Origin of the sequence: Varunaivibrio sulfuroxidans (assembly GCF_029318635.1) — a bacterium.
GTDB lineage: Bacteria > Pseudomonadota > Alphaproteobacteria > Rhodospirillales > Magnetovibrionaceae > Varunaivibrio > Varunaivibrio sulfuroxidans.
The window spans coordinates 2738962-2762855 of record NZ_CP119676.1 but is presented as its reverse complement, the minus strand read 5'-3'; the positions used below and the strand labels follow the sequence as shown (position 1 = coordinate 2762855).

Annotated in this window: 23 protein-coding genes and 1 tRNA gene; 4 read left to right on the top strand and 20 right to left on the bottom strand. The window is 58.6% G+C overall.

The window, feature by feature from the left end; all coding sequences use genetic code 11:
- The first annotated feature begins 956 nt into the window (after window positions 1-956).
- Entirely contained in the window at window positions 957-1394 is a 438-nt protein-coding gene (locus P3M64_RS12960) for a hypothetical protein (RefSeq protein WP_132939185.1), read from the top strand.
- 193 nt (window positions 1395-1587) lie between these two features.
- On the opposite strand, the gene P3M64_RS12955 is transcribed toward P3M64_RS12960, so the two are convergent.
- From P3M64_RS12955 to P3M64_RS12930, 6 genes are all read right to left on the bottom strand, one after another.
- Window positions 1588-2085, bottom strand: coding sequence for a phosphorelay protein (locus P3M64_RS12955; RefSeq protein ID WP_132939184.1), 498 nt, complete (start codon window positions 2083-2085; stop codon window positions 1588-1590).
- A 103-nt stretch (window positions 2086-2188) separates the two neighbouring features.
- A complete protein-coding gene (locus P3M64_RS12950; protein ID WP_132939183.1) occupies window positions 2189-2755 on the bottom strand; it encodes a response regulator in 567 nt (188 codons plus the stop codon).
- A gap of 310 nt (window positions 2756-3065) precedes the next feature.
- The gene (locus P3M64_RS12945) at window positions 3066-3488 is read right to left on the bottom strand and encodes a DUF1489 family protein (RefSeq protein ID WP_132939182.1); all 423 of its coding nucleotides are present in this window, start codon (window positions 3486-3488) and stop codon (window positions 3066-3068) included.
- 80 nt (window positions 3489-3568) lie between these two features.
- Window positions 3569-4252, bottom strand: a complete 684-nt coding sequence (locus P3M64_RS12940) for an SDR family oxidoreductase (RefSeq protein ID WP_132939181.1) — start codon at window positions 4250-4252, stop codon at window positions 3569-3571.
- 100 nt (window positions 4253-4352) lie between these two features.
- A complete protein-coding gene (gene mgtE / locus P3M64_RS12935; protein ID WP_165886325.1) occupies window positions 4353-5840 on the bottom strand; it encodes a magnesium transporter in 1488 nt (495 codons plus the stop codon).
- Between the two features lie 294 nt (window positions 5841-6134).
- Window positions 6135-6221: transfer RNA gene (locus P3M64_RS12930), tRNA-Leu, on the bottom strand.
- A gap of 153 nt (window positions 6222-6374) precedes the next feature.
- Here P3M64_RS12930 and lipB point away from each other — a divergent pair.
- Entirely contained in the window at window positions 6375-7160 is a 786-nt protein-coding gene (lipB, locus tag P3M64_RS12925; RefSeq protein ID WP_132939179.1) for a lipoyl(octanoyl) transferase LipB, read from the top strand.
- Here lipB and P3M64_RS12920 read toward each other — a convergent pair.
- The 7 genes from P3M64_RS12920 to P3M64_RS12890 all read right to left on the bottom strand — a co-directional run bounded on the left by P3M64_RS12920 (window position 7118) and on the right by P3M64_RS12890 (window position 14131).
- Window positions 7118-8590 carry a sensor histidine kinase gene (locus P3M64_RS12920; protein WP_165886324.1) on the bottom strand — a complete coding sequence of 491 codons (1473 nt, stop codon included), beginning with the start codon at window positions 8588-8590 and terminating at the stop codon, window positions 7118-7120. The two genes, lipB and P3M64_RS12920, sit on opposite strands and share 43 nt — an antisense overlap.
- Window positions 8535-9212 (bottom strand): winged helix-turn-helix domain-containing protein, encoded by a 678-nt coding sequence (locus tag P3M64_RS12915; RefSeq protein WP_132939177.1) that lies wholly within the window; start codon window positions 9210-9212, stop codon window positions 8535-8537. Before P3M64_RS12915 ends, P3M64_RS12920 begins: the two co-directional genes overlap by 56 nt.
- A gap of 148 nt (window positions 9213-9360) precedes the next feature.
- Window positions 9361-9687 carry an acylphosphatase gene (locus P3M64_RS12910; protein ID WP_132939176.1) on the bottom strand — a complete coding sequence of 109 codons (327 nt, stop codon included), beginning with the start codon at window positions 9685-9687 and terminating at the stop codon, window positions 9361-9363.
- Between the two features lie 57 nt (window positions 9688-9744).
- The gene (locus P3M64_RS12905; protein WP_165886323.1) at window positions 9745-10023 is read right to left on the bottom strand and encodes an acylphosphatase; all 279 of its coding nucleotides are present in this window, start codon (window positions 10021-10023) and stop codon (window positions 9745-9747) included.
- A 171-nt stretch (window positions 10024-10194) separates the two neighbouring features.
- Window positions 10195-12288 (bottom strand): acetyl-CoA carboxylase biotin carboxylase subunit, encoded by a 2094-nt coding sequence (gene accC / locus P3M64_RS12900; protein WP_132939174.1) that lies wholly within the window; start codon window positions 12286-12288, stop codon window positions 10195-10197.
- 39 nt (window positions 12289-12327) lie between these two features.
- On the bottom strand, window positions 12328-12555 hold the full coding sequence (locus P3M64_RS12895; protein WP_132939173.1) for a hypothetical protein: 228 nt from the start codon (window positions 12553-12555) through the stop codon (window positions 12328-12330).
- A 43-nt stretch (window positions 12556-12598) separates the two neighbouring features.
- Window positions 12599-14131, bottom strand: a complete 1533-nt coding sequence (locus tag P3M64_RS12890; protein ID WP_132939172.1) for an acyl-CoA carboxylase subunit beta — start codon at window positions 14129-14131, stop codon at window positions 12599-12601.
- A 167-nt stretch (window positions 14132-14298) separates the two neighbouring features.
- On the opposite strand from P3M64_RS12890, the gene P3M64_RS12885 reads away from it, so the two are divergent.
- Window positions 14299-14895 (top strand): septation protein A, encoded by a 597-nt coding sequence (locus tag P3M64_RS12885; protein ID WP_132939171.1) that lies wholly within the window; start codon window positions 14299-14301, stop codon window positions 14893-14895.
- A gap of 23 nt (window positions 14896-14918) precedes the next feature.
- Here P3M64_RS12885 and P3M64_RS12880 read toward each other — a convergent pair whose 3' ends face one another.
- The 3 genes from P3M64_RS12880 to P3M64_RS12870 are packed head-to-tail and all read right to left on the bottom strand — an operon-like array spanning window position 14919 to window position 18447.
- Window positions 14919-15617, bottom strand: a complete 699-nt coding sequence (locus P3M64_RS12880) for an ATP12 family chaperone protein (RefSeq protein ID WP_132939170.1) — start codon at window positions 15615-15617, stop codon at window positions 14919-14921.
- A 50-nt stretch (window positions 15618-15667) separates the two neighbouring features.
- Complete coding sequence (locus P3M64_RS12875) at window positions 15668-17761, bottom strand: AsmA family protein (RefSeq protein ID WP_132939169.1); 2094 nt, start codon at window positions 17759-17761, stop codon at window positions 15668-15670.
- Window positions 17761-18447: an HAD-IA family hydrolase gene (locus P3M64_RS12870; RefSeq protein ID WP_132939168.1), complete on the bottom strand. Its 687-nt coding sequence runs from the start codon at window positions 18445-18447 to the stop codon at window positions 17761-17763. Before P3M64_RS12870 ends, P3M64_RS12875 begins: the two co-directional genes overlap by 1 nt.
- 160 nt (window positions 18448-18607) lie before the next feature.
- Between P3M64_RS12870 and P3M64_RS12865 the strand changes: the two genes are divergently transcribed.
- Window positions 18608-20140 (top strand): SLC13 family permease, encoded by a 1533-nt coding sequence (locus tag P3M64_RS12865; RefSeq protein WP_132939167.1) that lies wholly within the window; start codon window positions 18608-18610, stop codon window positions 20138-20140.
- A gap of 662 nt (window positions 20141-20802) precedes the next feature.
- On the opposite strand, the gene P3M64_RS12860 is transcribed toward P3M64_RS12865, so the two are convergent.
- The 4 genes from P3M64_RS12860 to crcB all read right to left on the bottom strand — a co-directional run bounded on the left by P3M64_RS12860 (window position 20803) and on the right by crcB (window position 23893).
- Window positions 20803-21717: a sensor histidine kinase gene (locus P3M64_RS12860; RefSeq protein ID WP_132939166.1), complete on the bottom strand. Its 915-nt coding sequence runs from the start codon at window positions 21715-21717 to the stop codon at window positions 20803-20805.
- An 11-nt stretch (window positions 21718-21728) separates the two neighbouring features.
- Window positions 21729-22409 carry a response regulator gene (locus P3M64_RS12855; protein WP_132939165.1) on the bottom strand — a complete coding sequence of 227 codons (681 nt, stop codon included), beginning with the start codon at window positions 22407-22409 and terminating at the stop codon, window positions 21729-21731.
- Between the two features lie 72 nt (window positions 22410-22481).
- Window positions 22482-23486: an RluA family pseudouridine synthase gene (locus P3M64_RS12850; protein ID WP_132939164.1), complete on the bottom strand. Its 1005-nt coding sequence runs from the start codon at window positions 23484-23486 to the stop codon at window positions 22482-22484.
- Between the two features lie 11 nt (window positions 23487-23497).
- Window positions 23498-23893, bottom strand: coding sequence for a fluoride efflux transporter CrcB (crcB, locus tag P3M64_RS12845; RefSeq protein ID WP_243644776.1), 396 nt, complete (start codon window positions 23891-23893; stop codon window positions 23498-23500).
- Window position 23894 lies beyond the last annotated feature (1 nt).

The window sequence follows — 23894 nt, the reverse complement described above, 5'->3', positions numbered from 1 at the left end:
CGAACGCCGGACAGTACGCCAAAACCTTGTAGAGGAAAAGCACGCTGAGCCCCCCCCTTGCGCCGCGACGGGAGCCTCCGATGCGCGGACATGACGGCGACGCCAAAAGCCCACAACTTAAAAAACCGCGCCACAACACGAGAATAACTCGCACAGGCCACGCAACATCCATATTCACATAAAATAAACGACCCCAACCAACGGACGCGCCCACAACACCCTAAAAGTAAAATTAGAATAATAAGAATACTTATTCATAATTTTATATCGAGCGGAACATATAAAATATTTCATAATGTTTAATTAAAAAAATAATGAGATAGCTTTATCTAATAAATAATAATTTTTTAAAAATTATTATTTATTAATTAGGTTATAGTAATATAATAAAAAACTTAAATAACAAAGCAAATATAAAGCATATAAGACATTACTAATCTTTAGCTATAATGGTAATTAAGTCTATTTTTTGCATTTTTTGTGAATCTTGTTTTAAATAATTTAGATTATTCCTTGATAAATTAAAAAATCCCCGCATAATAAAAAAAACATTAAAGGAGACGCCCCCCCGCGCTCCCACGCCTAAAAAGCATTCCGGGGCATGATGGGGGAAAGCGTGCATCTTGTGCTTTAGAGGGAGGCACCCGCTGCAAGGTTAAGCCACTCCGGCTTGGTCAGTCCTCGACAACCGCAGGCGTATATATCCGGCATCACCGCCGGAGCGTTAGGTGACTTCTCATTGCAAAACTTTTCTTGACGAAAAGGGGACGAAACATCGAGGGACTCGGAGAAAAGGCGCAAAGAGACGATTTTACATTTTTTCTCCGAGGAAAAGAACAAAGCACGCCGAATTTGACCACTATGCCGGCTTAATGCTTCGAGTTAGGCATCATCGTAACCTTTGAAGAAACATAAAAAAATGAGGGAGAGACTCTATCATGAGGGAGAGCTTTAATATGAAAAAATACCTGATTTTGGCCCTATTCGCTTTTGGGGTGAGCCTTACCCTGGTGCACGTCCAGGATGCGAAGGCGGCGGAAACCATTGTCAAGGTTCAAATGTGGAACGACGGCATGAACATGAAACTCAAACTTTCGCGGCACAGCGCGCCGGCCGGAAAAATCACCTTTCAGGGCACCAACACATCACAGGACGGCACCGTTCATGAAATGTTGGTCGTAAGGGTCAAGAACAAAAACGAAAAATTGCCCTACGACGCCAATTCCGGGCGCATCCCCGAGGATAAAATTTCCTCCCTGGGTGAAATTTCCGAAACCGACCCCGGCAAAACCGGCACCCTGACGCTCAACCTTACCCCTGGACTTTACGAGCTTTTCTGCAACAAACCCGGCCACTTCATGGCGGGCATGCACGAGTATTTTACGGTAAAGTAACCCACCCCGAGCCGCGCGCCCCGGCGCGCGATCAAACGAAAAACACCTGCCGGAAACATGTTGCCGGCAGGTGTTTTTTATCTTCTCGCAATCATCCGTATCTCGAGAAAACGCCCACGCCAGACCATGCGTTCCGCCCAATTACGCCGCATGACCACACCATGTAAAACGGCCCCATCACCTTGCAGGAGGATTACCCGCCGGAAAATTTATTGACCATCAAGGTCAATCCATTGAGCAATTTTTGCCCTTCGGGCCCGCCGTCGCCCTCCATGCGTTGAGAGATGATCAATTTCATTGCATTGACGTGCAGACCGATCATCTCGATTTCCTTCTTGCCGGCTTTTTCCCATTTTTCCACCAGCCGGCACAAACGGTCGCCGACGGCGGTCATCAGCGGGTAGTTAAAACTCCCGCCTTGGCCTTTCATATCATGGGAAATTTGGAAAATTTCATGGATTTTATCTTTGCTTCCCCCCGGATTCGCCTTGAGATCGCCAAACACCTTTTCCAGACGAACCAAATCATCTTCCGCCCACAGGAGGTAATCGCCGGCCAGATTTGCGATGACCTGTTCGGCCCGTTCCAACGCCGCCAGATCGACAGCGCCCGCGCCCCCCTTGGAAATTTTCCCTTGTAGGGTATTGGGTGGATTTATGATTTGTGGGAGCGTCGCATCATCTTCTGCCATTGGCCGACCTTTCTTAACTCTTTGTATTCGCCATCACACGTACGGGCGCCGCCCGCAACTCAAAAACCGGAACTTTTTATGAACACATCGACGGTCATGCCCCTTACCCGTTCAAAAGGGCATTCACCTCATCTTGGGAAAGCTCCCCGGGCTCTTCCTGTGAAGAAGAAGATTCGCCCTGGTTTTCCTTGCGTCTTTCCGGTCCCGAGTAATTGGGGTTTGTTTTTCGCCGCCGATCGGGGCCGAAATACAGCCCGGCGCGAACAAAGGGACGGGGTTGCTCGATAATTGAACGGATCCGCGAATACAATTTCTTCGCCGATATCGGCTTGGCGAGAAATTCGTGCACGCCCGAATCGCGCGCCTCCATCACCCGGTTCATTTCCGTGTGTCCGGTCAACATGATGATGGGGACAAAGGGATTTGGGCTATCCGCGCCGGTACGCACCAAGCGCACGAAGTCGAGGCCGTCGAGGGGAGACATGTTCCAGTCGCAAATAATCATGTCCGCGGGAAAATGGCGCAATTCCTTGAATGCATCGGCGCCGTCCTGCGCCTCAAGAACGTTCTTCACCCCCAAAGCGTGCAGAATGCTTTTGACAAGGGCACGCATATGCTTGTTGTCATCAACGATAAGAAAATTCAATCTTGTCAGGTCGTATTCAGCCATTCCGCTCTACCATTTTCCACCCGCACCGCAGATGGACCGACGTTGCATATGGGATGTTACGAGGGGTTATTCCAGAAACATATGCCCCAAAGCACAAGACCGCTCCGCAGAACCCTACCACAAGACGAGGAGGACGGCACGAACCGATTGCCCCCCCTCCGGCGAGGCCCGGGCCGCACAACGCCACACCGCACCGCACCGCACGATACAAACCATTTGAGACAGAGGCGCGTGAAAAGTATAGCTCCAACCTTGAAAAATGGACAAATACCATCTCCAACGCATGCGGAAGCACCATTTTCCACGCACCCTACAAGAGCCCCAACACCCGCAATTCACGCGCCATTTCCTCCGGCATATCCTGTGCGGAGGCCATGGACGCATCTAGGTCCTTGGGGGCTTTTTCTTCGCTTAAATAGCGCCACCCTTGGAACGGGCGGAAGGAAACGGGCTGCGTGCGCACAAGTTTGGGGTCAAGCACGAAGGCGCACAGCGGCGCGCCATCCTCGCGGCGCAGGCCGCTTTCGATATCGACGAGGCGCTGACGTGCGCGAATAACGCCACGGATGACCCAGTAGAGCGATCCTCCATCCAAAACGTCCTCCCGGCGACGCGGGGCGTTTCGCGTGAAATGGCGCAGGACGCCCTCTTTTTGTAGGCGTTCCTTTTGTATCCGCGAAAGATGGTCATTGTCATCGACGCCGACGGCGAGTTTCAAAAGATGCTGCGTCATTTAGGGGACCCAACGTAAAAACGGGGCGTAAAAACGGGGTGAGAACCCCGGACACGCCGAGACGGAGAACCACGCCCACGTCACCAGGGAATTTCCGTTCCGTCATAATTATAAAACCGCCCACTCGACGCCAAGGTCAACCCGGCGATGACTTCGCGCATGGCGCGGACGCTCTGCTCGGCGTCGATCGCGGCGCTGGCGCCGCCCATATCGGTGCGCACCCAACCGGGGTGAAGCATTGCGACGCTAATCTTGCGACCCTCAAGATCGACGGCGAGACTGCGCATCACGGCGTTAAGCGCGGCCTTGCTGGAGCGATAAATATACGATCCACCGGACGTGTTGTCGCCTTGGCTGCCCATTTTGCTGGAGATCGCGATGATTTTTCTCTGTTTCGAGGACCCGATGTGCTCAACAAAGGCCTCGCATATCTTCAGGGGCGCCATCGCGTTGATGCGCACGGTTTCCACCCAGTCGTCCAGGTCGATGGACCCAAACGGCGCCGGGCGCGGCCCATAAACACCGGCATTGTTAATCAACACATCGATCGCGGTTTTGCGAAGGGTCCGCGCCACCTCGCGAATTCGGACGATATCGGTGACATCCAAGGACAAAACGTCAAGCGACCCCGACAAAGCCGAAAGACCTTGCGCCTTACTCGGCTCACGGCACGTGGCGATGACCTTATCTCCATCGCCCAGATACTGCTTGACGAATTCCAATCCGATCCCCCGGTTCGCCCCGGTAATTAAAATCGTGCTCATTGATCGATCTCCTTTTTCGTTTTACCAGGGTATCCTTGCCGTGGCGCGTCGCGGCCTCGGACCGAACTTAAGAAATGGTATCGCACTCACAGCATCGCGCTCACAGGAGGAACAACGTCCCCAGCCCGAGAAAAACCAAAAAACCGACAACATCCGTCACCGTCGTTAAAAAAACACTAGAGGCGATCGCCGGATCGACACCCATTTTCTCCAACCCCAGGGGAATGGTCGCCCCGGCGAAACCGGCGACGATCATGTTGACCACCATCGCCAACGCGATCACGATTCCGATCATGGGACTGGCGAACCATGCCCATGCCACGCCCCCCATCAAGACTGCGAACAACACCCCGTTGACCGCGCCCACCATCAGTTCCTTGCTAACCTGGCGCAGGGTATTGGTGGACGTCAATTCCTTGGTCGCCAGGGCGCGCACGACGACGGTCAGAGTCTGGGTCCCGGCATTTCCGCCCATCGACGCCACGATCGGCATGAGGATGGCCAGGGCGACGATCTGGTGGATCGTCGCCGCGAAAACGCCGATCACCGAGGACGCCAAAATAGCCGTCAACAAATTGATTAACAACCATGAAAACCGCGTTCGCGTCGTCGCCATCGTCGCGCTGTACAGATCGTCTTCACGCACGCCGCCCATGCGCAGAATATCGTCCTCGTGTTCCTCGTCGATGACATCGACGACATCGTCGATGGTAATCGCCCCGACAAGGCGGCCCGCCGCATCGACGACCGGCGCCGACACCAGATCGCGTTGCCGAAACAAGTGCGCGACGTCTTCCTGATCGGTTTCCACCGAAATCGGATGCATTACCGCGGACATGATATCGGCCACGGGAAGCTGGCGTTTCGAACGCAGCAGCATGCTAAGGGCGATCCGCCCGATCGGGACACGCTTCGGATCAACGACGAAAATATCGTAAAAGATGTCGGGCAGTTGCCATTGTTCCGTCTCGGCGCTGGTGCGCATGAAATCAATGGCTTCCCCGACCGTCCAGAATAAAGGGACCGTCATTACCTCGCGCTGCATCAAGCGCCCGGCGCTGTCGTCGGGGTAGGCCAGCCCCTCTTCGATCAGCACGCGATCGCTGTCGGGAATCGCCTCCAGAACCGTTTGTTGATCTTTTTCGTCCAGTTCTTCAAGAACATAGACGGCGTCGTCGCTTTCCAGTTCGGCGATCGCTTCGGCGACACGCCCCAACCCCAATTGTTCGATAACTTCATCACGAACCGTTTCGTCCAATTCGGAAAGAATTTCCGGATCGAACGTGTCACGAACGATCGAGAGCACGGCGAGGCGCTGATCGAAACTGAGCTGTTCGAGAACATCGGCCGCGTCCGCGGGATGCATCTGCGTGAAAAGGGCGAGAACCCCCGCGCGATCGTCATCGCCGAGCGCCGAGGCTATTCGAGCCGAAAAGCCGGACGGGTTCAAGGCCGTTTCGGTTTGGCCCTCCCCACCCTCGGACGAGGGATCGTCACGGTGGAGGGGGGCGCCCGGGGAACCATCGCCGGGAGCATGATGTGGGTCATCTTTCGGGGTTTGTGGGCCGTCGTGCTGTGATTGCGTCACGAAACCTCTCCCTACCAACGATCCGACACGCCGATATGTATATCACACGCGCGGACGCCGCGGCGGCGACGCAGAGTGACATTTAAACCTATTCGACCGCGCCCCAACCTACGGCGTCGTTCTAAAAAAGCGCCCGTTTTTCATCTCGTATATTAGGCCAGATCCCAGCGTTCCCGATAGAGGCTTCATAAAATTGCCAAAAATGCCGCAGTCGAGAACACGTCCCGCCCTCATTCCCAAACAAAAGCCCCATTTCGGAAGACCTCAAAAGGAACCGAAATGGGGCTTTGTAAATGGTGCGGTCGAGAAGACTCGAACTTCCACCCGTGTTACCGGACAGCGACCTCAACGCTGCGCGTCTACCAATTCCGCCACGACCGCATAGCCAAACGCCGCAGCGCGCCTTAATGGGAAACCCCATGGGAATCTTCGGAAATTTAATCGATTTTCCGCCCGGCGCGCCATTGCATGGAGGGGAGATAGCAAATACTTTCGTTGCAATCAAGCGGCATCGCAGTTCTAGGGAAAGGTTTTATGCACAAGCGCGATCAGTCATCATCCTTTTTGCCCCAATCGGCCCCATCTCCGGACGACGCGCCGCGCGCGGTCGAATGGATCGTCGCCCCCGGATTGGTCGCCTATCCCGACGCCGTCGCCGCCATGGAAACGCGGGTGAAAGCCATTCGCGACAAGCGCTGCGCCCCCGCGATCTGGCTGGTCGAACACCCGCCGCTGTACACCGCCGGCACCAGCGCCCACCGCGCCGATTTACTCGACGACGGACGTTTCCCGGTCTACGCCGCCGGACGAGGCGGCCAATACACCTATCACGGTCCCGGCCAGCGGGTGGTCTACGTAATGATGGATCTGAAATGGCGCGCCAGCGACCTGCGCGCCTATGTGCGCGACCTGGAACAGTGGATGATCGACACCCTCGCCCAATTTTCCGTCGTCGGCGAACGGCGCGAGGGACGCGTCGGCATTTGGGTCGCGCGCCAAAACGCGGCCCTGCCCCGCGAAGACAAAATCGGGGCGATCGGGGTGCGGGTGCGCCGCTGGGTCAGTTTTCACGGCATGGCCCTGAACGTCGCCCCGGACCTCGGACATTTTTCCGGGATCGTTCCGTGTGGCATTCGCGAACACGGCGTGACGTCGCTGCGGGATTTGGGCATCGACGCCACCATGGCGGACGTCGATGCCGAGTTGCGCCGGACCTTCACCCGCGTTTTTGGTTATCGAACGGTGGACGCCTCCAGCCTCGTCGCCCCATCCCCGCCTCAGCCAGCCATGCCCGCAAGCGGGGGGAACCCATCCCCCTGAAAACGGATGCAGACGCCAAAGCCCCTTTCGTCGTCGTCCTTGAAGACAATGCGCGCGCCATGCAGATCGCTGACCGCCTTGACGATCGCCAACCCCAGGCCGCTACCCGGAGTCGAGCGGCTACGCTCCAGGCGATAAAAACGACGGAACACGTTATCCCGCTCGTCCGGCGGTATACCCGGGCCGTCGTCGAACACACAGAGCGAGACGGCTTTTTCCTCTTTGCGCAGGGCGATGTGCACGCGTCCCCCGGGGGGCGAATAATTCAGGGCGTTTTCCAGCAGGTTGACCAGCGCCTGCATCATCATGTCGCGGTCGCCCCGAATGGCGACCTCGGAATCTATGGTGCAGGTCAGGTCCCGGTTCTTATCTTCGGCGACCGCGGCGTAAGCATCGGCGATGGCCGAACAGACCGTCGACAAATCGACCGCGCCCAAGGCCAGACGACGCCCCCCGGCCTCGATCTGAGCGATCCGCAGCAAGGTTGCGAAAACGGTGAGAATGCCGTCGGCGTCATCCAGCGCCCCCTGAATGGCGGCGTCGTAATCGGCGGCGGTCTTGGCGTCGCGTTGCGCCGCCTCAAGACGCTGGCGCAGACGGCTGAGGGGCGTTTTCAAATCGTGCGCGACATCGCTGGAAACCTGGCGCATGCCGTCCATCAAGTGCTGTATACGCTCCAGCATGGCGTTCAAGTTGAGCGCCAAACGGTCCAATTCGTCGCCGCTGCCGCGCACCGTGAACCGGTCGTTCAGGCGCAGGGCATTGATTGACTTCAAGGTGCGGTTGATATCGTCGATGCGTTTGAGAAAGCGCCAGCTTAAAAACATCCCTCCCGTCAACGCGAGAACGATGGTCACGGCGAAGGCCCAAATGAAGGCGCGCACAATCGCTTCTTGAGCCTCAAAAATGGGGTGGTTGTCATACCCTACCCACAACCTCAAATCACCGGAAAGGCGAACCCCATACAAAAAAACCGAATACCCTTCGCGCGCGCTGGGCGGTTTATCTTCGCCGCGCAGGCTTTCGGGTAAGGGTCTTTCGACTATGGACCACCCCAACACCGCCGGCGCTTCGGGGAAATTTCCCGCGATCAGACCCTTGGAAACGCTTTGCAATCGGTAATACAAATCGGCGCGCATCGACGGTTGAGAACGGCTTTCTATTTCCAAAGCCAATTCTTTTTCGCCCTGGTGTTTGTAGACATCGCGCAACAGGGCGACGTCACGCATCACCGTTTCGCCGGCCTGCTTGCGCAGGGCGCTGCCCGCGGTCCAATAAATAACGCCGAAAAGAACGGCGACCGATAGGGAAAACGCCACCGCGAAAATCAAAGTCAGCCGAAAATGCGCAGTCGTCACATAACGCCGGGGCGTCTCAATCAAACGCGCGAAGGCTGTATCCCGCCCCGCGGACGGTTCGAATAAGTTCACAGTCAAATTCCCTGTCGATCTTGGCGCGCAGTCGGCTGATATTCGTTTCGACCACATTGGTCTGCGGATCGAAGTGAAATTCCCAAACATTTTCCAGCAGCATCGTTCGGGTCACAATCTGCCCGGCGTGACGCAAAAGATACTCTAAAAGGCGAAATTCCTGAGGCTGCAACGCGATCGCCCGGCCATCGCGGGTCACGGTGCGTTTCAAAAGATCCATGCGCAACCCTCCCACCGACAGCTCGGTCAACTGATCGGCCATGTGCGGGCGACGCAACAAGGCGTTCAGGCGGGCGAGCAATTCGGAAAACGCGAACGGTTTCGTCAAGTAATCGTCACCGCCCGATTCCAGACCCTCGACCCGATCGTCAATCCCGCCCATCGTCGTCAAAAAAAGCACCGGCGTCTTAACGCCCGCCCCGCGCAAGGTCTTGACCACGGCCAATCCGTCGAGACCGGGCAGCATGCGATCGACAATCAGAACATCATAGTTTTCCGAGGCCGCCAAAAACAATCCGTCTTTGCCGTTGGCGCTACGCTCGACCATGTGGCCTTGTTCGCCCAACCCCTTGCTCAGGTAGGCCGCCGTTTCATCGTCGTCTTCGATCAATAAAAGTTTCATCGCCCACGTACCCGTCCCACGACTGATTTTTTACCACGCCCCACCGTCCGCGCATTTCTTGAAACGCTCAGTTTATAGCGATCCGGATAAGGTAGACCTTTCGCGCGCTATACCGTTTTGTGATATCCGCACTTCCGCACAAAATGCGCTACACGGTCTCCAGTATGGTAAAATCCGCATCGTCCGCGCATAAAGACGACGGAGACGGCGCAAGGCCCCCCTGCGCATCATCGAAAAGTTCGACAACCCGCGAAACCTTGCCCCATGCGGGCCCTTCACGGCAACGCATCGCCATTTCATCAACCGCCTGGGGCGCGCCGCAAAAAAAGGCCTCGACCGCGCCGTCACGGCGATTGCGCACCCACCCGCCAATACCCCGGGAGCGCGCCTCGGCCCGTGTCCAAGCGCGAAACCCGACGCCCTGAACCCGTCCTTCAATGCGCAGCCGGAGGGTTTTGATGGTCTCTGTCTTCATCCGCCGCCTCATATTCGACGCTGCTTTTTCGATGCCGATTTCGCACCCACGATGACGTCAGGTCGGGGGAAGGAGGTGAAATTCGGTCCAAATGGGCTCATCGCCACGCAACGGTTTTTCATCGATACGCACCATTGACGCCGGTCCCTCGTCGGCGCCGCGGACAAACTCCAAAATCCGCTGAATGCCGCCGCAATCCCCTGCGAACAATGCATCGACCGAACCGTCATGACCACGCACCCGCACCCAGCCATCCATGCCCAGAAGCTGCGCCCGGTCGGCCACCGCCTGCGCAAAGACGCCATCGACCCCGGGTCCCGTGAATTTCACCTTCATAACTTTTTCGTGGCGCTCAAATCCCTTGGGGGAAAGCGGAGAATCCCTTTTTTTCGCCCCCCCTTTTCGAGACGAGATGCGTCCCGTCGGTGTTTTTTTGCGTCGTGGGGTGAATTTTACAACATTGCCGCCCTTTTCCGGCCTTTTTTTATCCCCGGGCATAAACGTTCCTCATACAAACTCCACGATCGTCTGATCGACGCGTAAGCTCTCGCCTTTTTGCGCGTGAACGGTTTTGACCACACCGTCTTTGTCGGCGCGCAGAACATTCTCCATTTTCATCGCCTCGATAACGGCGATCTCGTCCCCCGCCTTCACGCTCTGCCCGACATCCACCCTAAGATCGACAAGAAGCCCAGGCATCGGCGAGATCAGGAGGTTCGACACATCTCGACCCGGCTTATCCACCATCAAGCCGCTCAGGTGCGCCGCGCGTTCGGACAACACCCGGATATCAGCCTCACTTCCCGAGTTAATCAATCGATAGCCGACATTCAAGCGTTCGACCTGCACGCAATAAAAGGCGTCATTGATGCGCGCCTCGAACATTCCCTCGCCCAAACGCCAGGTCGTGACCACCCGATGGGTTTTCTTGCCGACCGCCACCTCGAAACCGCCCTCGACGATGCGCGCCGTCGCCCGTGTCCGCCGCCCCGGCGCAAGGATCACCCAGTCGTCCCTGACGGCGCGTTCATGGTTGGCCCATTGTCCGGAAATTTGAGCCGCACGCGCCTGATAGGCGCGGTGCATGCACACCGCGACAATATCGAGAATAACGGGATCGTCATGAACGACGTCGGCGGAACTGAAGCCGTCTGGATATTCCTCGACGATGAAATCGGTCGATAACCTCCCCTCGTTGAAGCGGGGGTGCCCGACCAACGCCGCCAGGAAGGCGATGTTGTGGCGCACGCCGCGAATGTAAAACGCGTCCAGGGCGAGGCGCATCCGCGCGATCGCCAGTGCACGGGTTTCACCGTATGTAATCAACTTGGCGATCATCGGGTCGTAGTGGATCGAAATTTCGCCGCCCTCATAGACGCCGCTGTCCACCCGCACGCCGCCCTCTTCGCCGGGAGCCCGGTAGCGCACCAGACGTCCGACCGAGGGTAGAAACCCGCGAAACGGGTCCTCGGCGTAAATTCGCGTCTCAATGGCCCATCCCTTGGGGCGGATATTTTTCTGGACGATCCCCAGCGGCGCCCCCTGGGCGACACGGATCATCAGATCGACCAAATCGACGCCATAGACCAGCTCGGTCACGGGGTGTTCCACCTGCAGGCGGGTGTTCATTTCCAAAAAATAGAAATTCTGCCGTTGATCGACGATGAACTCCACCGTCCCGGCGGAGACGTAATCCACGGCGCGCGCCAAGGCCACCGCCTGCGCCCCCATCGCCCGGCGGGTTTCGGGGGTGATGAAGGGGCTGGGCGCTTCCTCGACGACCTTTTGATGACGGCGCTGGATCGAACATTCCCGCTCACCAAAGTGAACGATATTCCCCTGCCTGTCGGCCATGATTTGAATTTCGATATGGCGCGGGTTTTCAATATATTTTTCAATGAAAACCCGGTCATCGCCGAAGCCGGACTTGGCCTCGCGCACGGCGGCGGGAAAACCCTCGCGGACGTCCGCCTCGTCCCTGGCGATACGCATGCCCTTGCCGCCGCCGCCCGCCGACGCCTTGATCATCACCGGATAGCCGATGGCCGCCGCCACCTCGATGGCGTGATCGGTGTCGCGCAAAGCGCCGTCAAACCCGGGCACCGTGCTGACTCCGGCTTTTTCGGCCAACCTTTTCGATTCGATTTTATCGCCCATCGCCTTGATGGCGCGGGGATCGGGACCAATGAACGTCACCCCCTCGCGTTTCAAGCGGCGGCAAAACGCGGCGTTCTCGGATAAAAAACCATACCCCGGATGAACCGCGTCGGCGCCGGTTTTCTTGATGGCGGCGATCACGGCGGCGATATTGAGGTAGCTTTGCGCCGACGGCGCCGGCCCGACGCACACGGCTTCGTCGGCTTCGATCACATGCAGGGCGTCGCGATCGGCCTCGGAATAAATCGCCACCGTCTTGATTCCCATGCCCTTGGCGCTGCGGATGACGCGACAGGCGATTTCGCCGCGGTTGGCGATCAAAATTTTACGAATTCGAACGCCGTCCTTACGCACGTTTTTTTTCACGGGGCTTTTCTTCACCCCCTGTTTCGCACCCGTCGTCTTGCGAACGCCACCGACCGTTTTATCTGACTTCGGCGCCATGGACGCCACCTCCCTTTTTACTTTTTGATTTGCGCCCACTCACGCATCGAACAACGCCATAACCTTGCGCGCTTTGGAAACGATCACGAACGCCCCGCCAAGCAGGACGACGACAAACCACGGGATCCTCGGCGTGTAGGCCAGATTGACGACCAGCGCCGCCGCAATCAAAAACAGAATTCCCGCCAATTGCGCGGCGAAACGACCCAGGCATCTCAATTTTTCCTTATGCGTATCTTCCTTACGCGCCAGCCGTTCCGTCATCATCGCCCCGCACCGTTCCCACGTTCTCCGATCCCAAATCGGCGCTTCACAGCGGGATGTTCCCGTGCTTCTTCCAGGGCGTTTCCAACTGCTTGTTTTTCAGCATGCGCAACGAGCGGCAGATGTTGGGCCGCGTGCTATGCGGCATGATAACGTCATCAATGAAGCCGCGCCTGCCGGCGATGAAGGGGTTGGCGAATTTTTCCCGGTATTCCTGCTCGCGCCGGGCGATTTTCGCACTGTCCGTCATTTCCTTGCGGAAAATGATCTCGACCGCGCCCTTGGGTCCCATGACCGCGATTTCCGCCGACGGCCAGGCGAAATTGACGTCGCCGCGCAGATGTTTCGAACTCATCACGTCATAGGCCCCGCCATAGGCCTTGCGGGTGATCACCGTGACCTTGGGCACCGTGGCCTCGGCGAAGGCGTAGAGCAGCTTCGCGCCGTGCTTGATGATGCCGCCGTATTCCTGCGCCGTTCCGGGAAGAAACCCCGGCACATCGACGAAGGTCACCAGGGGAATATTGAAGGCGTCGCAAAAGCGCACGAAGCGCGCCGCCTTGAGCGACGAGTTGATATCCAGACACCCCGCCAGCACCATCGGCTGGTTGGCCACGATGCCCACGGTGGAGCCTTCCATGCGGGCGAACCCGATCACGATATTGCCCGCATAATTGGGTTGCAGTTCGAAAAAATCCTCCTCATCGACGATTTTTTCGATTACCTCTTTGATATCGTAGGGTTTATTGGGATTATCCGGGACCAGCGTATCCAGCGACATTTCGCTGCGTCGATCGCTGTCTTGTGTCGGGCGCAGAGGCGGTTTTTCCCGGTTGCTGGCGGGCAGGAAGTCGATGAAGCGGCGCAGATAGAGCAATGCCTCGACATCGTTGACGAACGCGCGATCGGCGACCCCCGATTTTTGGGTATGGGTGGCGGCCCCGCCAAGCTCTTCGTGGGTAACTTCTTCATGGGTGACGGTTTTCACCACATCCGGCCCGGTCACGAACATGTACGAGGTATCCTCGACCATGAAGATGAAATCGGTGATCGCCGGGGAATACACCGCGCCGCCCGCGCACGGTCCCATAATCACGGAAATTTGCGGGATCACTCCCGACGCCATGACGTTGCGTTGAAACACCTCGGCATAACCGGCCAGCGAGCCGATGCCCTCTTGAATCCGCGCGCCACCCGAATCGTTCAACCCGATCACCGGCGCGCCGACCTTCAACGCCTGATCCATGATCTTGGTGATTTTCAAGGCATGGGTTTCCGACAACGAGCCGCCGAGCACGGTAAAATCCTGACTGAAGACGAAAACCAAGCGCCCGTTGATCGCGCCGTATCCCGTGACCACGCCGTCGCCCGGTATGGTTTGTCCCTCCATGCCGAAATCGGTTGAGCGGTGCTCGACGAACATGTCCCATTCCTCGAACGATTCGGGGTCGAGCAAAAGTTCGATCCGCTCGCGCGCACTGAGCTTGCCCTTGGCGTGCTGCGCCTTGACGCGCTGCGCGCCGCCGCCCTGGCGCGCCCGTTCGCGCTTTTCTTCCAATTGCCGAATGATGTCGTGCATGGACATCCCCCTCATCGTCGCTGCGATACCACGAATTTTTCCCGCGAGATGTCCCGTCGTGAGGACCATTTTTAACCGTTCGGTGGGGAAAATCGTTATTTTTGATACCACGCGCGCCGTGCATTTGCACTAGCGAAAAGCCCGCCCACGCCTTATGATCGCAGACGATGGCACATAACAAAAAAGCATTTCAGCGCATCGCGATGGAGGTCGGCCCTCTGGCCTTGTTCTTTGTCGTCAATGCCCGCGCCGATATTTTCTACGCCACGTTCGCCTTCATGATCGCCACCGTAGCGTCGCTGGGGTATGCCTATTTCAACGGTCGGCACATTCCGGCGATGCCCCTAATCGCGGGGGCGTTCATCCTGGTGTTCGGCGGTTTGACCTTGATTTTACAGGACGATACCTTCATCAAGCTCAAACCGACCATCGTCAACGCCCTGTTCGCCACGGCGCTGTTTGTGGGGCTGGCCCTACGCAAAAATCTGTTCAAAATCGCCCTGCAGGGCGCGATCCACCTGGACGAGGGGGGATGGCGCAAATTGACGTGGCGCTGGGCCTTTTTCTTTCTTTTCCTGGCGCTGGCCAACGAATACGTCTGGCGCACCCAGACCACGAATTTTTGGGTTGATTTCAAGGTGTTCGGGGTAATGCCGCTAACCGTTTTGTTCAGCGCCCTACAATTGCCCCTGATCATGCGCCACCAAATCGACGACCCCGGCGATGCGGAGCCTTCCCAAGAAGCGCAGCGTAACGAAACCTAAACCATCGCACCGCGGCCTCTCCGTCAGTCCCTATCCAGGGCCAGCGCGTTCACGGCATGGCCGATGTCCGTTTTCACGTTATCCCGGCGGATTCGCGCCTCTTCGTCTTGCCCCCAACGTTCGATTTGATAGGTTTCGTCAAGGTGCGAAAGCGCGAAAGCCTGCTCCGCATCAAAGTGGCCCTCGGCGGCGGCGGCGGCGATGATGAGCGAACCCGTCATCTCCGCCAGATCGCCCAACACCGTCAGGCTTAGATCACGAAACCCCGACACATACGCGCGCAGCGCCCGATGGTGGGTATCGGGTTGCTGAACAGGCATGATCCCCCGAGCAACCGTGAAACGCACGGCGAACCTGTCTTGCGCCCAGTCGAGGACCGGGTCCCACCGCGCACTTTGCCGTGCGACCAGGTCGGTGGGGTCCTCGGCGCGGTAACACAGCGCGTCGGTATCGACGTGACGTATCATCGCGTCGATGATACGTCCGCGCGCCGGCGCGATGCGGTCAATCGCCGTGCTGGCATAGCGGGTCAGAGGCATGGTGGCGGGTAAAATGGTCTCACCTTGGGCGCGCCATTCTCCGGCGACGGCGTCGCCCAGCGTCATGGTGCGCACCGCCAACACCTCCCCACCAGGGGTTTTGACGGTGCGCCCATCCAAGGCGATGGAAAATACGCCGTCGTGAGGAACAACGGCGACATCGGCGTAACGGCGCTTACTCATGAAATTCTCACGACGGTCTCAAGGCGGCGACGGACTCTATTTCTGGCGTTTTAGCGCCCTATCACCCCCTTGACAAGGCCTTCGACACCTTTACCCAGATCGCCCGACGGCAGGTTTAGGGGGGTGCTTTGCGGTGTCCGCGGGGATGCGTTTCCAGGCCGGGACGTTTCCGGCGTCTTGGGTTGTCCAGACGCGTTCCCAAGCGCCTTCAGGCAGGACGCGCTCAGGGCGGTCGCGTCGCCCCGAGCGCCGACAAGCGACCCCAACAACTGCGCCGGCGTGGACAACACGCCGCCCACGACCCCCAATGCGCCCGCCACGGCCCCGCCGACATCCGTGGTAACCTTGGGCTCTAGGAACGTGCCCTGTATTTTAAAGGGCAGCGCCAGTTTCGCCAAACTGACATTTTTCGCCGATGTCGAAACGGAAAAATCCAGTTTCTCATCACGCAAATCGGCGCTTCCCCGCCCCCACGCATCCAAAGCGGTGGTATCCATCATCAAGGCCTGGGCCGTCGCCAGACCTCGGTAAACGTCGAAACGGGCGACCGTACAGTTGATGGCGGTGGCGTTTTGGTCGTTGATCCAAGGCAGGACGTTCTGCAAGCCGGTCATCGCCGCTTGCAACGTGGTGTCGTTGAGACGCCCGTCGCGGCCCACCAACAGCACCCGCCCCCCCAGGGTCGCCATGATCTGCCGCACGGATCGCCCCGTTCCGTGAACGTCGATATCGCCGTCGAGCTTAAGATCCAGGTACGGCGGTTGACCCAGCAGCTTCAACATGGAACCGACATCCAGCGCACGGCTTTCCAGGCGCAAAGCCAGGCGAGGTTCCTGATCCGCCACGCTGGCGCTAAGCACGCCGTCAACTTTCGTTCCGCCCAGCTCCGCCGAAAGCGTTTTGCTGTTCAGTTCGCCGTCACTGATGGCGAACTGGGCCTCGACATGATCGATCTCCGTGCGGTGCGCTATCAATTTGCCCAGAGAGATCGAGGCTGTGACATCAACCTGTTTAAGCATCCCCCACGGCAACGGCGCGGCGGAAAAAAGCCGTTTGTCCGGCGCCCCCCCCTGGCTCACATCCGTCGCGGTGGACGCACCGTCCCACCCCGGCAAAATTTGATCCAGGTCCAGGCGCACCGCCGTGAGGTCGGCGGTCAACTTTGGGCGCGCACCTGAAAAATCGACATCCAGCCGCCCCCCAAGATCGCTGCGCCCGGAATGAACGGCGATATCTCCGAATCCGTAATGCGCGCCCGCCCCCTTAAGATTGAAGTTCACCGTCGTCTCGGCCACGACCGGCATACTCGCGCCCAGCGCCCGCGCCAAACGCTGGGTGTTCATGACCTGCGCCGAAACCGCGATATCCACCCCCAAGCCTTGGGCGGGTTGATCGACGCCCCCTTCCATCTTGACGGAAAGACCGGGCCCCTTGAGTTCGAGATAAACGGGGAACGTTTCGCGGCCACTTTCGAGCAATTGACGCAACGAGCCCGTTCTGGCCACCGCGGCGACCTCGGCGTCGCCCAAGCGGCCCAGAACATCCCAACGGATCGGCGCGTCGTAGGTTTGCGCGCGCGCATTCAGACGGTCCAGGGACAATGTCACATCCTGGGCGTCGCGATGATTAACAAAGCGCACCCGCACATTGCGCATCGCAATGTCGCTAATACGGGGCACGAAGACGCCTTCTCCCGTGGATGGGGCGCCCATGTCCGCCGTATTCTCCGCCGGCGGCGTTCTGGAAACCGAGGGAAATTCCCAGTTCGCCTTTCCATCGGCGCCGACTTCCGCCAAAATGGTAACCCCGTCTATCGCCAAATGCTGAATATGAACGGTCCCCAATAAGAGCGGCCACAAGTCCAACCGAGCCTCGACATGACGCACCGTAGCCATGGTGGGAGTCTGGCTCCAGGAAGCATTGGCGAAGGTTACGCCATCGACGCTTAGAGTCGGCGTCAGCGCCGTTTTCAACGTGATATTCCCCGTGATCTTGAGATCGCGGCCGGTGGCGGCCTTGACCTCGGCGCTGATGGTGTCCTTGAAACGATTGAAATCCATCTGCGACAGCATCACCACGGCGGATACCGCCACGGCGACGACCAGCAACATCGTCACGCCCGCAATTTTTAACACTCTGCGCATCACGCCGTCTCCATCATCGCGTCCAAGACCCCCGTCAAATCGGCGAAGCGCGCGATTACGCAGTGTGCGCCGGCATCGCGCAAGGCCGCCGGATCATGATATCCCCAGGCGACTCCGATCGCACGAACGCCGGCATTACGGGCCATTTCCATGTCGTAGGTGGTATCGCCGATCATGACGGCGGCGCGCGCCTCGACCCCGGTCTCACGCAGCGCCTGTAACATCATATCCGGCGCCGGCTTCCCGGCGGGGGCGCTGTCTGAGGTCTGAAGCGTGGCGAAGCGTCCTTCCAAGGCATGCGTTCCGATGGTGGCGTCCAGGCCACGGCGCGATTTTCCCGTCGCCACGCCAAGCAGCCAGCCGGCGCGCTCAAGCCCCCCGATCGCCTCGATCGCCCCCTCGTAAAGCGGCTCATGAACGCGACCCGCCCGACGCAATTGGGAAAAGGCGTCCTTATAGCTTTCGCATACATTTTGGTGACGCTCATGTGGGTGCTCCGGGAGCAACCTCGAAATCGCCTCGATCAGCGGCAACCCCACCATGGAACGGACATCCTCGGGGCGAGGGCGATCATGACCGTGCTTGATGAAGGCGCGGCGCATGGCATCGACGATCGCCTGTTGGCTGTCAACCAAGGTACCGTCACAATCGAAAACAGCGAGACGCAATGCGGGGGGCGTATTCATCAAATGGCATTCCTTTTCCTTTCGATAAAATGCGCTCGCCGCGCTTTAAAATCCATAAACAAAAAAAACTCAGCCAAATAATCCGCGATAGACTTTCCATCGCCCCCGAAGAGGCGGAACGGCGCGGCTTTTTTTCGTCAATGGTGCTATGATCCCGGAGATGAACCAGCCACCCCCCACCATCGCGTCCCCCGCGACGCCTTTCGCCGCCGCCCGGCGGATCGGCGTGTTGCTGCTCGGTTTCGCCTTCCTGCTCGCCCCGGCGATTTTCGCCCCGCCTCTTGGACTATCTTCCACCGCCTGGAAGACCGCCGCCATCGCCCTGACGATGGCGCTGTGGTGGGCGAGCGAGGCCATCCCCCTCGCGGCGACCGCCCTGCTGCCCATCGTCCTTTTCCCCGCTCTGAAGATCATCCCCCTGGACAAGGTCAGCCACGCCTACGCCAACCCCCTGGTTTTTCTTTTTATGGGAGGGTTCATGTTGGCCTTGGCGGTGGAGCGCTGGGGGCTGCACAAACGTATCGCCGTGCTGGTTCTGGCGCGGATCAGCGCCCGTCCACCCGCCGTTCTCGCGGGGTTCATGGCGGTATCGTGGGGTCTTAGCATGTGGATCAGCAACACCGCCACAGCGGTGATGATGTTGCCGATCGCGCTATCGGTGATCCGCGTCATCACCCCCGACGAGCGTTCCCGTTCCCCACGCCCCCTGCCGGCATTTCGGGACACGGTCCCGGAGGAAAGGCGACGTCATTTCGCCCAGGCGCTGCTTTTAGGCACGGCCTACGGCTGTAGCATTGGCGGTATCGCAACGCTGGTCGGCACCCCGCCCAATGCGTTCTTCGCCGCCTTCATGGCCGAGCGGTACGCAATCTCTATCGGCTTCGCCCAATGGATGGCCTTTGCCCTGCCGCTTTCGCTCGCTCTGTTGATAATGACATGGATCCTGTTGTCCCGTTTTATCTATCGCCTTCACGAACTGGACATCACCGCCGCCACCGACGTGATCGCGCGTGAACGGGCAAGTTTAGGGCGCATCAGCGGGCCGGAAAAAAGCGTGCTCGTCCTGTTTGTCGTCACCGCGCTGTTCTGGATTACCCGGCCCCTCATAAATCAGCTGACGAGCGTATTTTCCCTGAGCGATGCCGGGATCGCCATAACGGCGGGACTTTGCCTATTTCTGATCCCCGCCCGCCTCAAGGAAGGGGGGGGACTTCTCGACTGGCCGACCGCACGCCGCCTACCGTGGGGAATTCTGATCCTTTTCGGTGGCGGACTCGCCCTCGCCGACGCCGTTGCCGCCAGCGGACTGGCCGTTTGGATCGGCGAGGCATTGCACGGTCTTGCCGTGTTCCCGCCACTAATTCTCGGCGTCCTCCTGACCAGCGTCACCGTTTTTCTAACCGAATTGACCAGCAACACCGCCACCACGGCGACATTTTTACCGATTATCGCCTCGCTCGGCGAAAACCTGGGCATCGCCCCCATGGTGCTGGCGCTTCCCGTGGTCATCGGCGCCAGTTGCGCGTTTATGATGCCCGTCGCGACGCCGCCCAATGCGGTCGTTTTCGCCAGCGGACATCTGCGCATCTGGGATATGGCGCGCGCGGGGATACTGGTGAACCTGGGGGCGATTTTGCTGATCAGCGGATACACCGCCATTTTCGCGCGCGCGTTTCTCGTCACCTGGAACTGAAATACGGTGCATACGCATATGACACACGGAAAAAGGCTTCGGCTAGGGTCGGGACCTATTAATCCGATACGCCTGGTTTGTGAAAAATGTCACAGACCTAGGAGAAGACTTGCCGGAAGTGCCGTTCACTTTCAAAAGTCTTCGACGACGTTCCCGGAACGTTTTTCACAACGCCCTGCGGGACGTCGAACTTCCGCGAAACGTCGAACCTCGCCGAAAAAGACGCCACCGTCAGAAGGCGGCCCACGCTATCTGACGGTGGCTGCTGCCGTGATCCCTGGGGCGCCAGACTCTGACATAAGACCACGGCATTCTCCGCGACCCCAGGCGCGTGTACGAAAAAATCGCCCCCCGGAGCCATGACTCGAAACTCTCCGGCCTCTCTTTTTCTCCCTCGGCCGCTGGCCTTTGCTTAATTCTCAAACGAAAACCAAGACGGGATAAGGGTCACGCGCCTTGCGGTACGCCCTTAAAAAAAATTCAGCCAACAAATTTGTAGTGCGTTTACCCTCTTAACCAGAAAGGCGTCATTTCCCCGTAACCCCCGTGAAGCATATCTTTCAGGCCCCAAAACCGTGTTTCAAGGGCCTATGTGACAGGCGAACCTTACAACTTCCTGACAACAAGGAAGTTTGTCTCACACATTACGGAAATTTTTCCCCCTAGCGGGAACCTTGCACTGGAATACGCAAGGAAAACCGCGCTCCCCCGCCGGGCGCGTCCTCAACGGTCACTTTCCCGCCATGCATTTCCATGACCCTTTGCACGATCGAAAGTCCTAAACCCGCTCCACCACCGCGCCGATCGGCACGCAAGAAGCGTTTAAAAATGGATTCGCGCATGCCTTCGGGAATGCCGCGCCCCCGATTGCTGACCATGATGACATGTTCTTTTTCTCCGGCGAGCACCTCTAAGATAATTTTTGTGCCTCGGGGAGAATATTTGATGGCGTTTTCGATCAAGTTGCACAACGCCTGTTCCAGCGCGGGGGCGTTGCCTCGGACGATCAGGGGGGTTTCCGCACCGATGACCTCCAAGGAGCGGGCTTCGCTAATGGCGTAGGGCGCAAGAAAAGCGGAGATCGTTCGACTGACCTCGGCCAGATCGGCCTGTTCATTGACCGCGATGACCATCGAATCGAGCCGAGTGCGCGCCAACAGTTGCTCGACGATACGCGACATGATGGCGACGTCATGCCGCAGGGCGTCCAGCGGCGCCGGACGCGTGATGTCCAGAGCGTCGATATTGGCGCGTAAAACGGCCAACGGCGTGCGCAATTCATGGGCGACATCGGCGGCGAAATTGCGGTGACGCTCGACCTTCGCCTTAAGCGCTTTTTCGGAGCGCTGTAAGTCGCGGGCATAGCGAAAATTAAGAAAACTCGAAATCACGATCGCCAAGGCCGAAAAAACGATCGCAACGACGATATGGTTGATGTGCACCGCCATGGGTTCGGGTTGGCAATGCCCGTAGAGGAAAAGCTTGACCTGTTCTTGCAGAAAAAATTCACACGTGACCGCAAAAAGACACAAGGCAAGGAGTGTCATTACGGCATTGAGGATGATGCGCTGGACCATGACTGAAAAACCTAGCCCTCGCTTCCCTCGGAGAGGAGATACCCAACCCCGCGCAAGGTATGGATCGAGACGCTGGCCCCTGCGTTATTCAGGCGTTTCCTCAGTCTGGAGATGTGCGCCTCGACGGAATTGGACGAAACGTCGTCTTCAAACCCATACAACTTTTCTTCCAGTACATCCTTCGGCACCACGCGCCCGGCGCGGCGCATGAGTTGCTCCAAAACACCCATTTCCCGACGTGATATACCGATCGTACGGGTATCGACGCGAACCTCGCGAGCGGTGGTGTCGAAAAATAAATTCCCCGCGTGAAGGGTCAACCCCAAGGCGCCGCCCGGGCGGCGCAGCAGGGCGCGCATCCGCGCCACCACCTCCTCCATCGCAAAGGGTTTCAAAAGATAGTCGTCCCCCCCACTGTTGAGGCCCCGCACCCGGTCGCCGACGCCGTCGCGCGCCGTGAGGATCAACACCGGCGTACTGTCGCCCTTGGCGCGCATTTGCAAAAGAAGATCTATACCGTCGCCGTCGGGCAACCCCAGGTCCAGGGCCACGACATCGAATGTCGCCGCGTTCAACGCCGCCTCGGCGTCGGCCATCGTGCCCAGGGCATCAACCGTGAACCCCTCGCGCTCAAGTCCCTTTTGCACGGAAGCCGCAAGCCGGAGGTTGTCCTCAACCAACAAAACGCGCATGAAACCCTTTCGTTCGCCACACTCCCTCCAAAATCATAAGCTGGCGGGGGGGGGCACGCAAAGGTTTGTGCGTCACGGCATATCGCCGAACCCCTCCTCGGCCCCTTCGTGCCCTTCCTCAAAGCCCAGGAATCGCCACGTGGCGCGCATATGTTCGGGAAGAGGGGCGCTGATGCGAAGGGGGCTACCGTCGGACCGCGCGAACGCGATGCTCCGGGCGTGAAGATGCAGCTTGCGTCCCCCCGCCAGCCCTTCGAGAAAGGCGCCCTGACCGCCATATTTTCCATCGCCCAAAATCGGTGTCCCCACCCCCTGAGCCATGTGCACGCGCAATTGATGGGTCCGCCCCGTTAGGGGTTCCATCGCCACCCAGGCGGCCTTACGGCCGGCGCGGTCGATGATACGGTAAAGGCTTTGCGCCTTGCGTCCCCGGGACGCCTCGGGAACAACCTTTTCCCCACCCTTGCCGGGTATTTTGCCCAGCGCCAGATCGATCATGCCTTGATCCGGCGAAGGTACGCCAACCACGATCGCCCAATACAGCTTATGAACCTTTCGCTCGCGAAACAGCGCCGTCAGGCGGGCCGCCTCGCCTTGCGTGCGCGCCAGCACCAGGACACCCGAGGTGTCCTTGTCCAGGCGGTGGGTCAAACGAGGCCGATCGGCGCCGAAACGCAACCCGTCCAACATGGCGTCAACATGAAGGACCGTCCCCGTCCCCCCCTGCACGGCAAGACCGGCGGGTTTATTCAGGACGATGATTTTATCGTCCTTGTAAAGCACGCAATCACGCAGGGCTTGGACGTCCTCGGCGTGGGGTTCGCGCGCGGTGGACGGACGGACGGAAGGCCCGACGCCCTTTTCGCCGGCGCTCAACGGCGGCACGCGTACCGTTTGCCCTGCTTGTAACCGAAAGCCGGCATCCTTGAGTCGTTTGCCATCGACGCGAATTTGCCCCGTACGCAACAGTTTCTGTATCCGTCCCTGGGTGATCCCCGTAAAACGACGTTTCAGCCAGCGATCCAGCCGAACATCCGCGTCGTCCGCATCAACCGTGATGGTTTCCACCCCCGCCATACGCCCTTCTCTCAAGAAATGAGCAGGCGGAGCGCCGCCATCCCACCCCAAAACGCCAGAAATCCGAAAATAACCGAGGACAGGACATAGCCCGCCAACGGCATGAATTCGCCCCGCTCCATGAGAAAAAACATATCCATAGAGAAGGTCGAAAAGGTGGTGAACGCGCCCAGCGTCCCCACCACTAAAAAGGCGCGCAGGGCCGGACTGGGCGACCACATCAGGGCCATTGTTTCGATCAACGCCCCAAGAATAAAAGACCCGACAAGATTGACCGCCAGCGTCGCCAGGGGAAGGCCGCCATGGTACCAGTGGCCGATGACGGACATCACCACATAGCGTACAACGGCCCCGGCGGAGCCCCCCAAGGCCACGGCCAAAATCATGACCGGCGAAAGCGCCTGCATT

Bases quoted from the DNA above. Each gene is read 5' to 3' on its own strand.
- P3M64_RS12960 (WP_132939185.1), top strand. From the start codon at position 957: ATGAAAAAATACCTGATTTTGGCCCTATTCGCTTTTGGGGTGAGCCTT.
- P3M64_RS12955 (WP_132939184.1), bottom strand. From the start codon at position 2,085: ATGGCAGAAGATGATGCGACGCTCCCACAAATCATAAATCCACCCAAT.
- P3M64_RS12950 (WP_132939183.1), bottom strand. From the start codon at position 2,755: ATGGCTGAATACGACCTGACAAGATTGAATTTTCTTATCGTTGATGAC.
- P3M64_RS12945 (WP_132939182.1), bottom strand. From the start codon at position 3,488: ATGACGCAGCATCTTTTGAAACTCGCCGTCGGCGTCGATGACAATGAC.
- P3M64_RS12940 (WP_132939181.1), bottom strand. From the start codon at position 4,252: ATGAGCACGATTTTAATTACCGGGGCGAACCGGGGGATCGGATTGGAA.
- lipB (WP_132939179.1), top strand. From the start codon at position 6,375: ATGCACAAGCGCGATCAGTCATCATCCTTTTTGCCCCAATCGGCCCCA.
- P3M64_RS12915 (WP_132939177.1), bottom strand. From the start codon at position 9,212: ATGAAACTTTTATTGATCGAAGACGACGATGAAACGGCGGCCTACCTG.
- P3M64_RS12910 (WP_132939176.1), bottom strand. From the start codon at position 9,687: ATGAAGACAGAGACCATCAAAACCCTCCGGCTGCGCATTGAAGGACGG.
- P3M64_RS12905 (WP_165886323.1), bottom strand. From the start codon at position 10,023: ATGAAGGTGAAATTCACGGGACCCGGGGTCGATGGCGTCTTTGCGCAG.
- accC (WP_132939174.1), bottom strand. From the start codon at position 12,288: ATGGCGCCGAAGTCAGATAAAACGGTCGGTGGCGTTCGCAAGACGACG.
- P3M64_RS12895 (WP_132939173.1), bottom strand. From the start codon at position 12,555: ATGATGACGGAACGGCTGGCGCGTAAGGAAGATACGCATAAGGAAAAA.
- P3M64_RS12890 (WP_132939172.1), bottom strand. From the start codon at position 14,131: ATGCACGACATCATTCGGCAATTGGAAGAAAAGCGCGAACGGGCGCGC.
- P3M64_RS12885 (WP_132939171.1), top strand. From the start codon at position 14,299: ATGGCACATAACAAAAAAGCATTTCAGCGCATCGCGATGGAGGTCGGC.
- P3M64_RS12880 (WP_132939170.1), bottom strand. From the start codon at position 15,617: ATGAGTAAGCGCCGTTACGCCGATGTCGCCGTTGTTCCTCACGACGGC.
- P3M64_RS12875 (WP_132939169.1), bottom strand. From the start codon at position 17,761: ATGCGCAGAGTGTTAAAAATTGCGGGCGTGACGATGTTGCTGGTCGTC.
- P3M64_RS12870 (WP_132939168.1), bottom strand. From the start codon at position 18,447: ATGAATACGCCCCCCGCATTGCGTCTCGCTGTTTTCGATTGTGACGGT.
- P3M64_RS12865 (WP_132939167.1), top strand. From the start codon at position 18,608: ATGAACCAGCCACCCCCCACCATCGCGTCCCCCGCGACGCCTTTCGCC.
- P3M64_RS12860 (WP_132939166.1), bottom strand. From the start codon at position 21,717: ATGGTCCAGCGCATCATCCTCAATGCCGTAATGACACTCCTTGCCTTG.
- P3M64_RS12855 (WP_132939165.1), bottom strand. From the start codon at position 22,409: ATGCGCGTTTTGTTGGTTGAGGACAACCTCCGGCTTGCGGCTTCCGTG.
- P3M64_RS12850 (WP_132939164.1), bottom strand. From the start codon at position 23,486: ATGGCGGGGGTGGAAACCATCACGGTTGATGCGGACGACGCGGATGTT.
- crcB (WP_243644776.1), bottom strand. From the start codon at position 23,893: ATGCAGGCGCTTTCGCCGGTCATGATTTTGGCCGTGGCCTTGGGGGGC.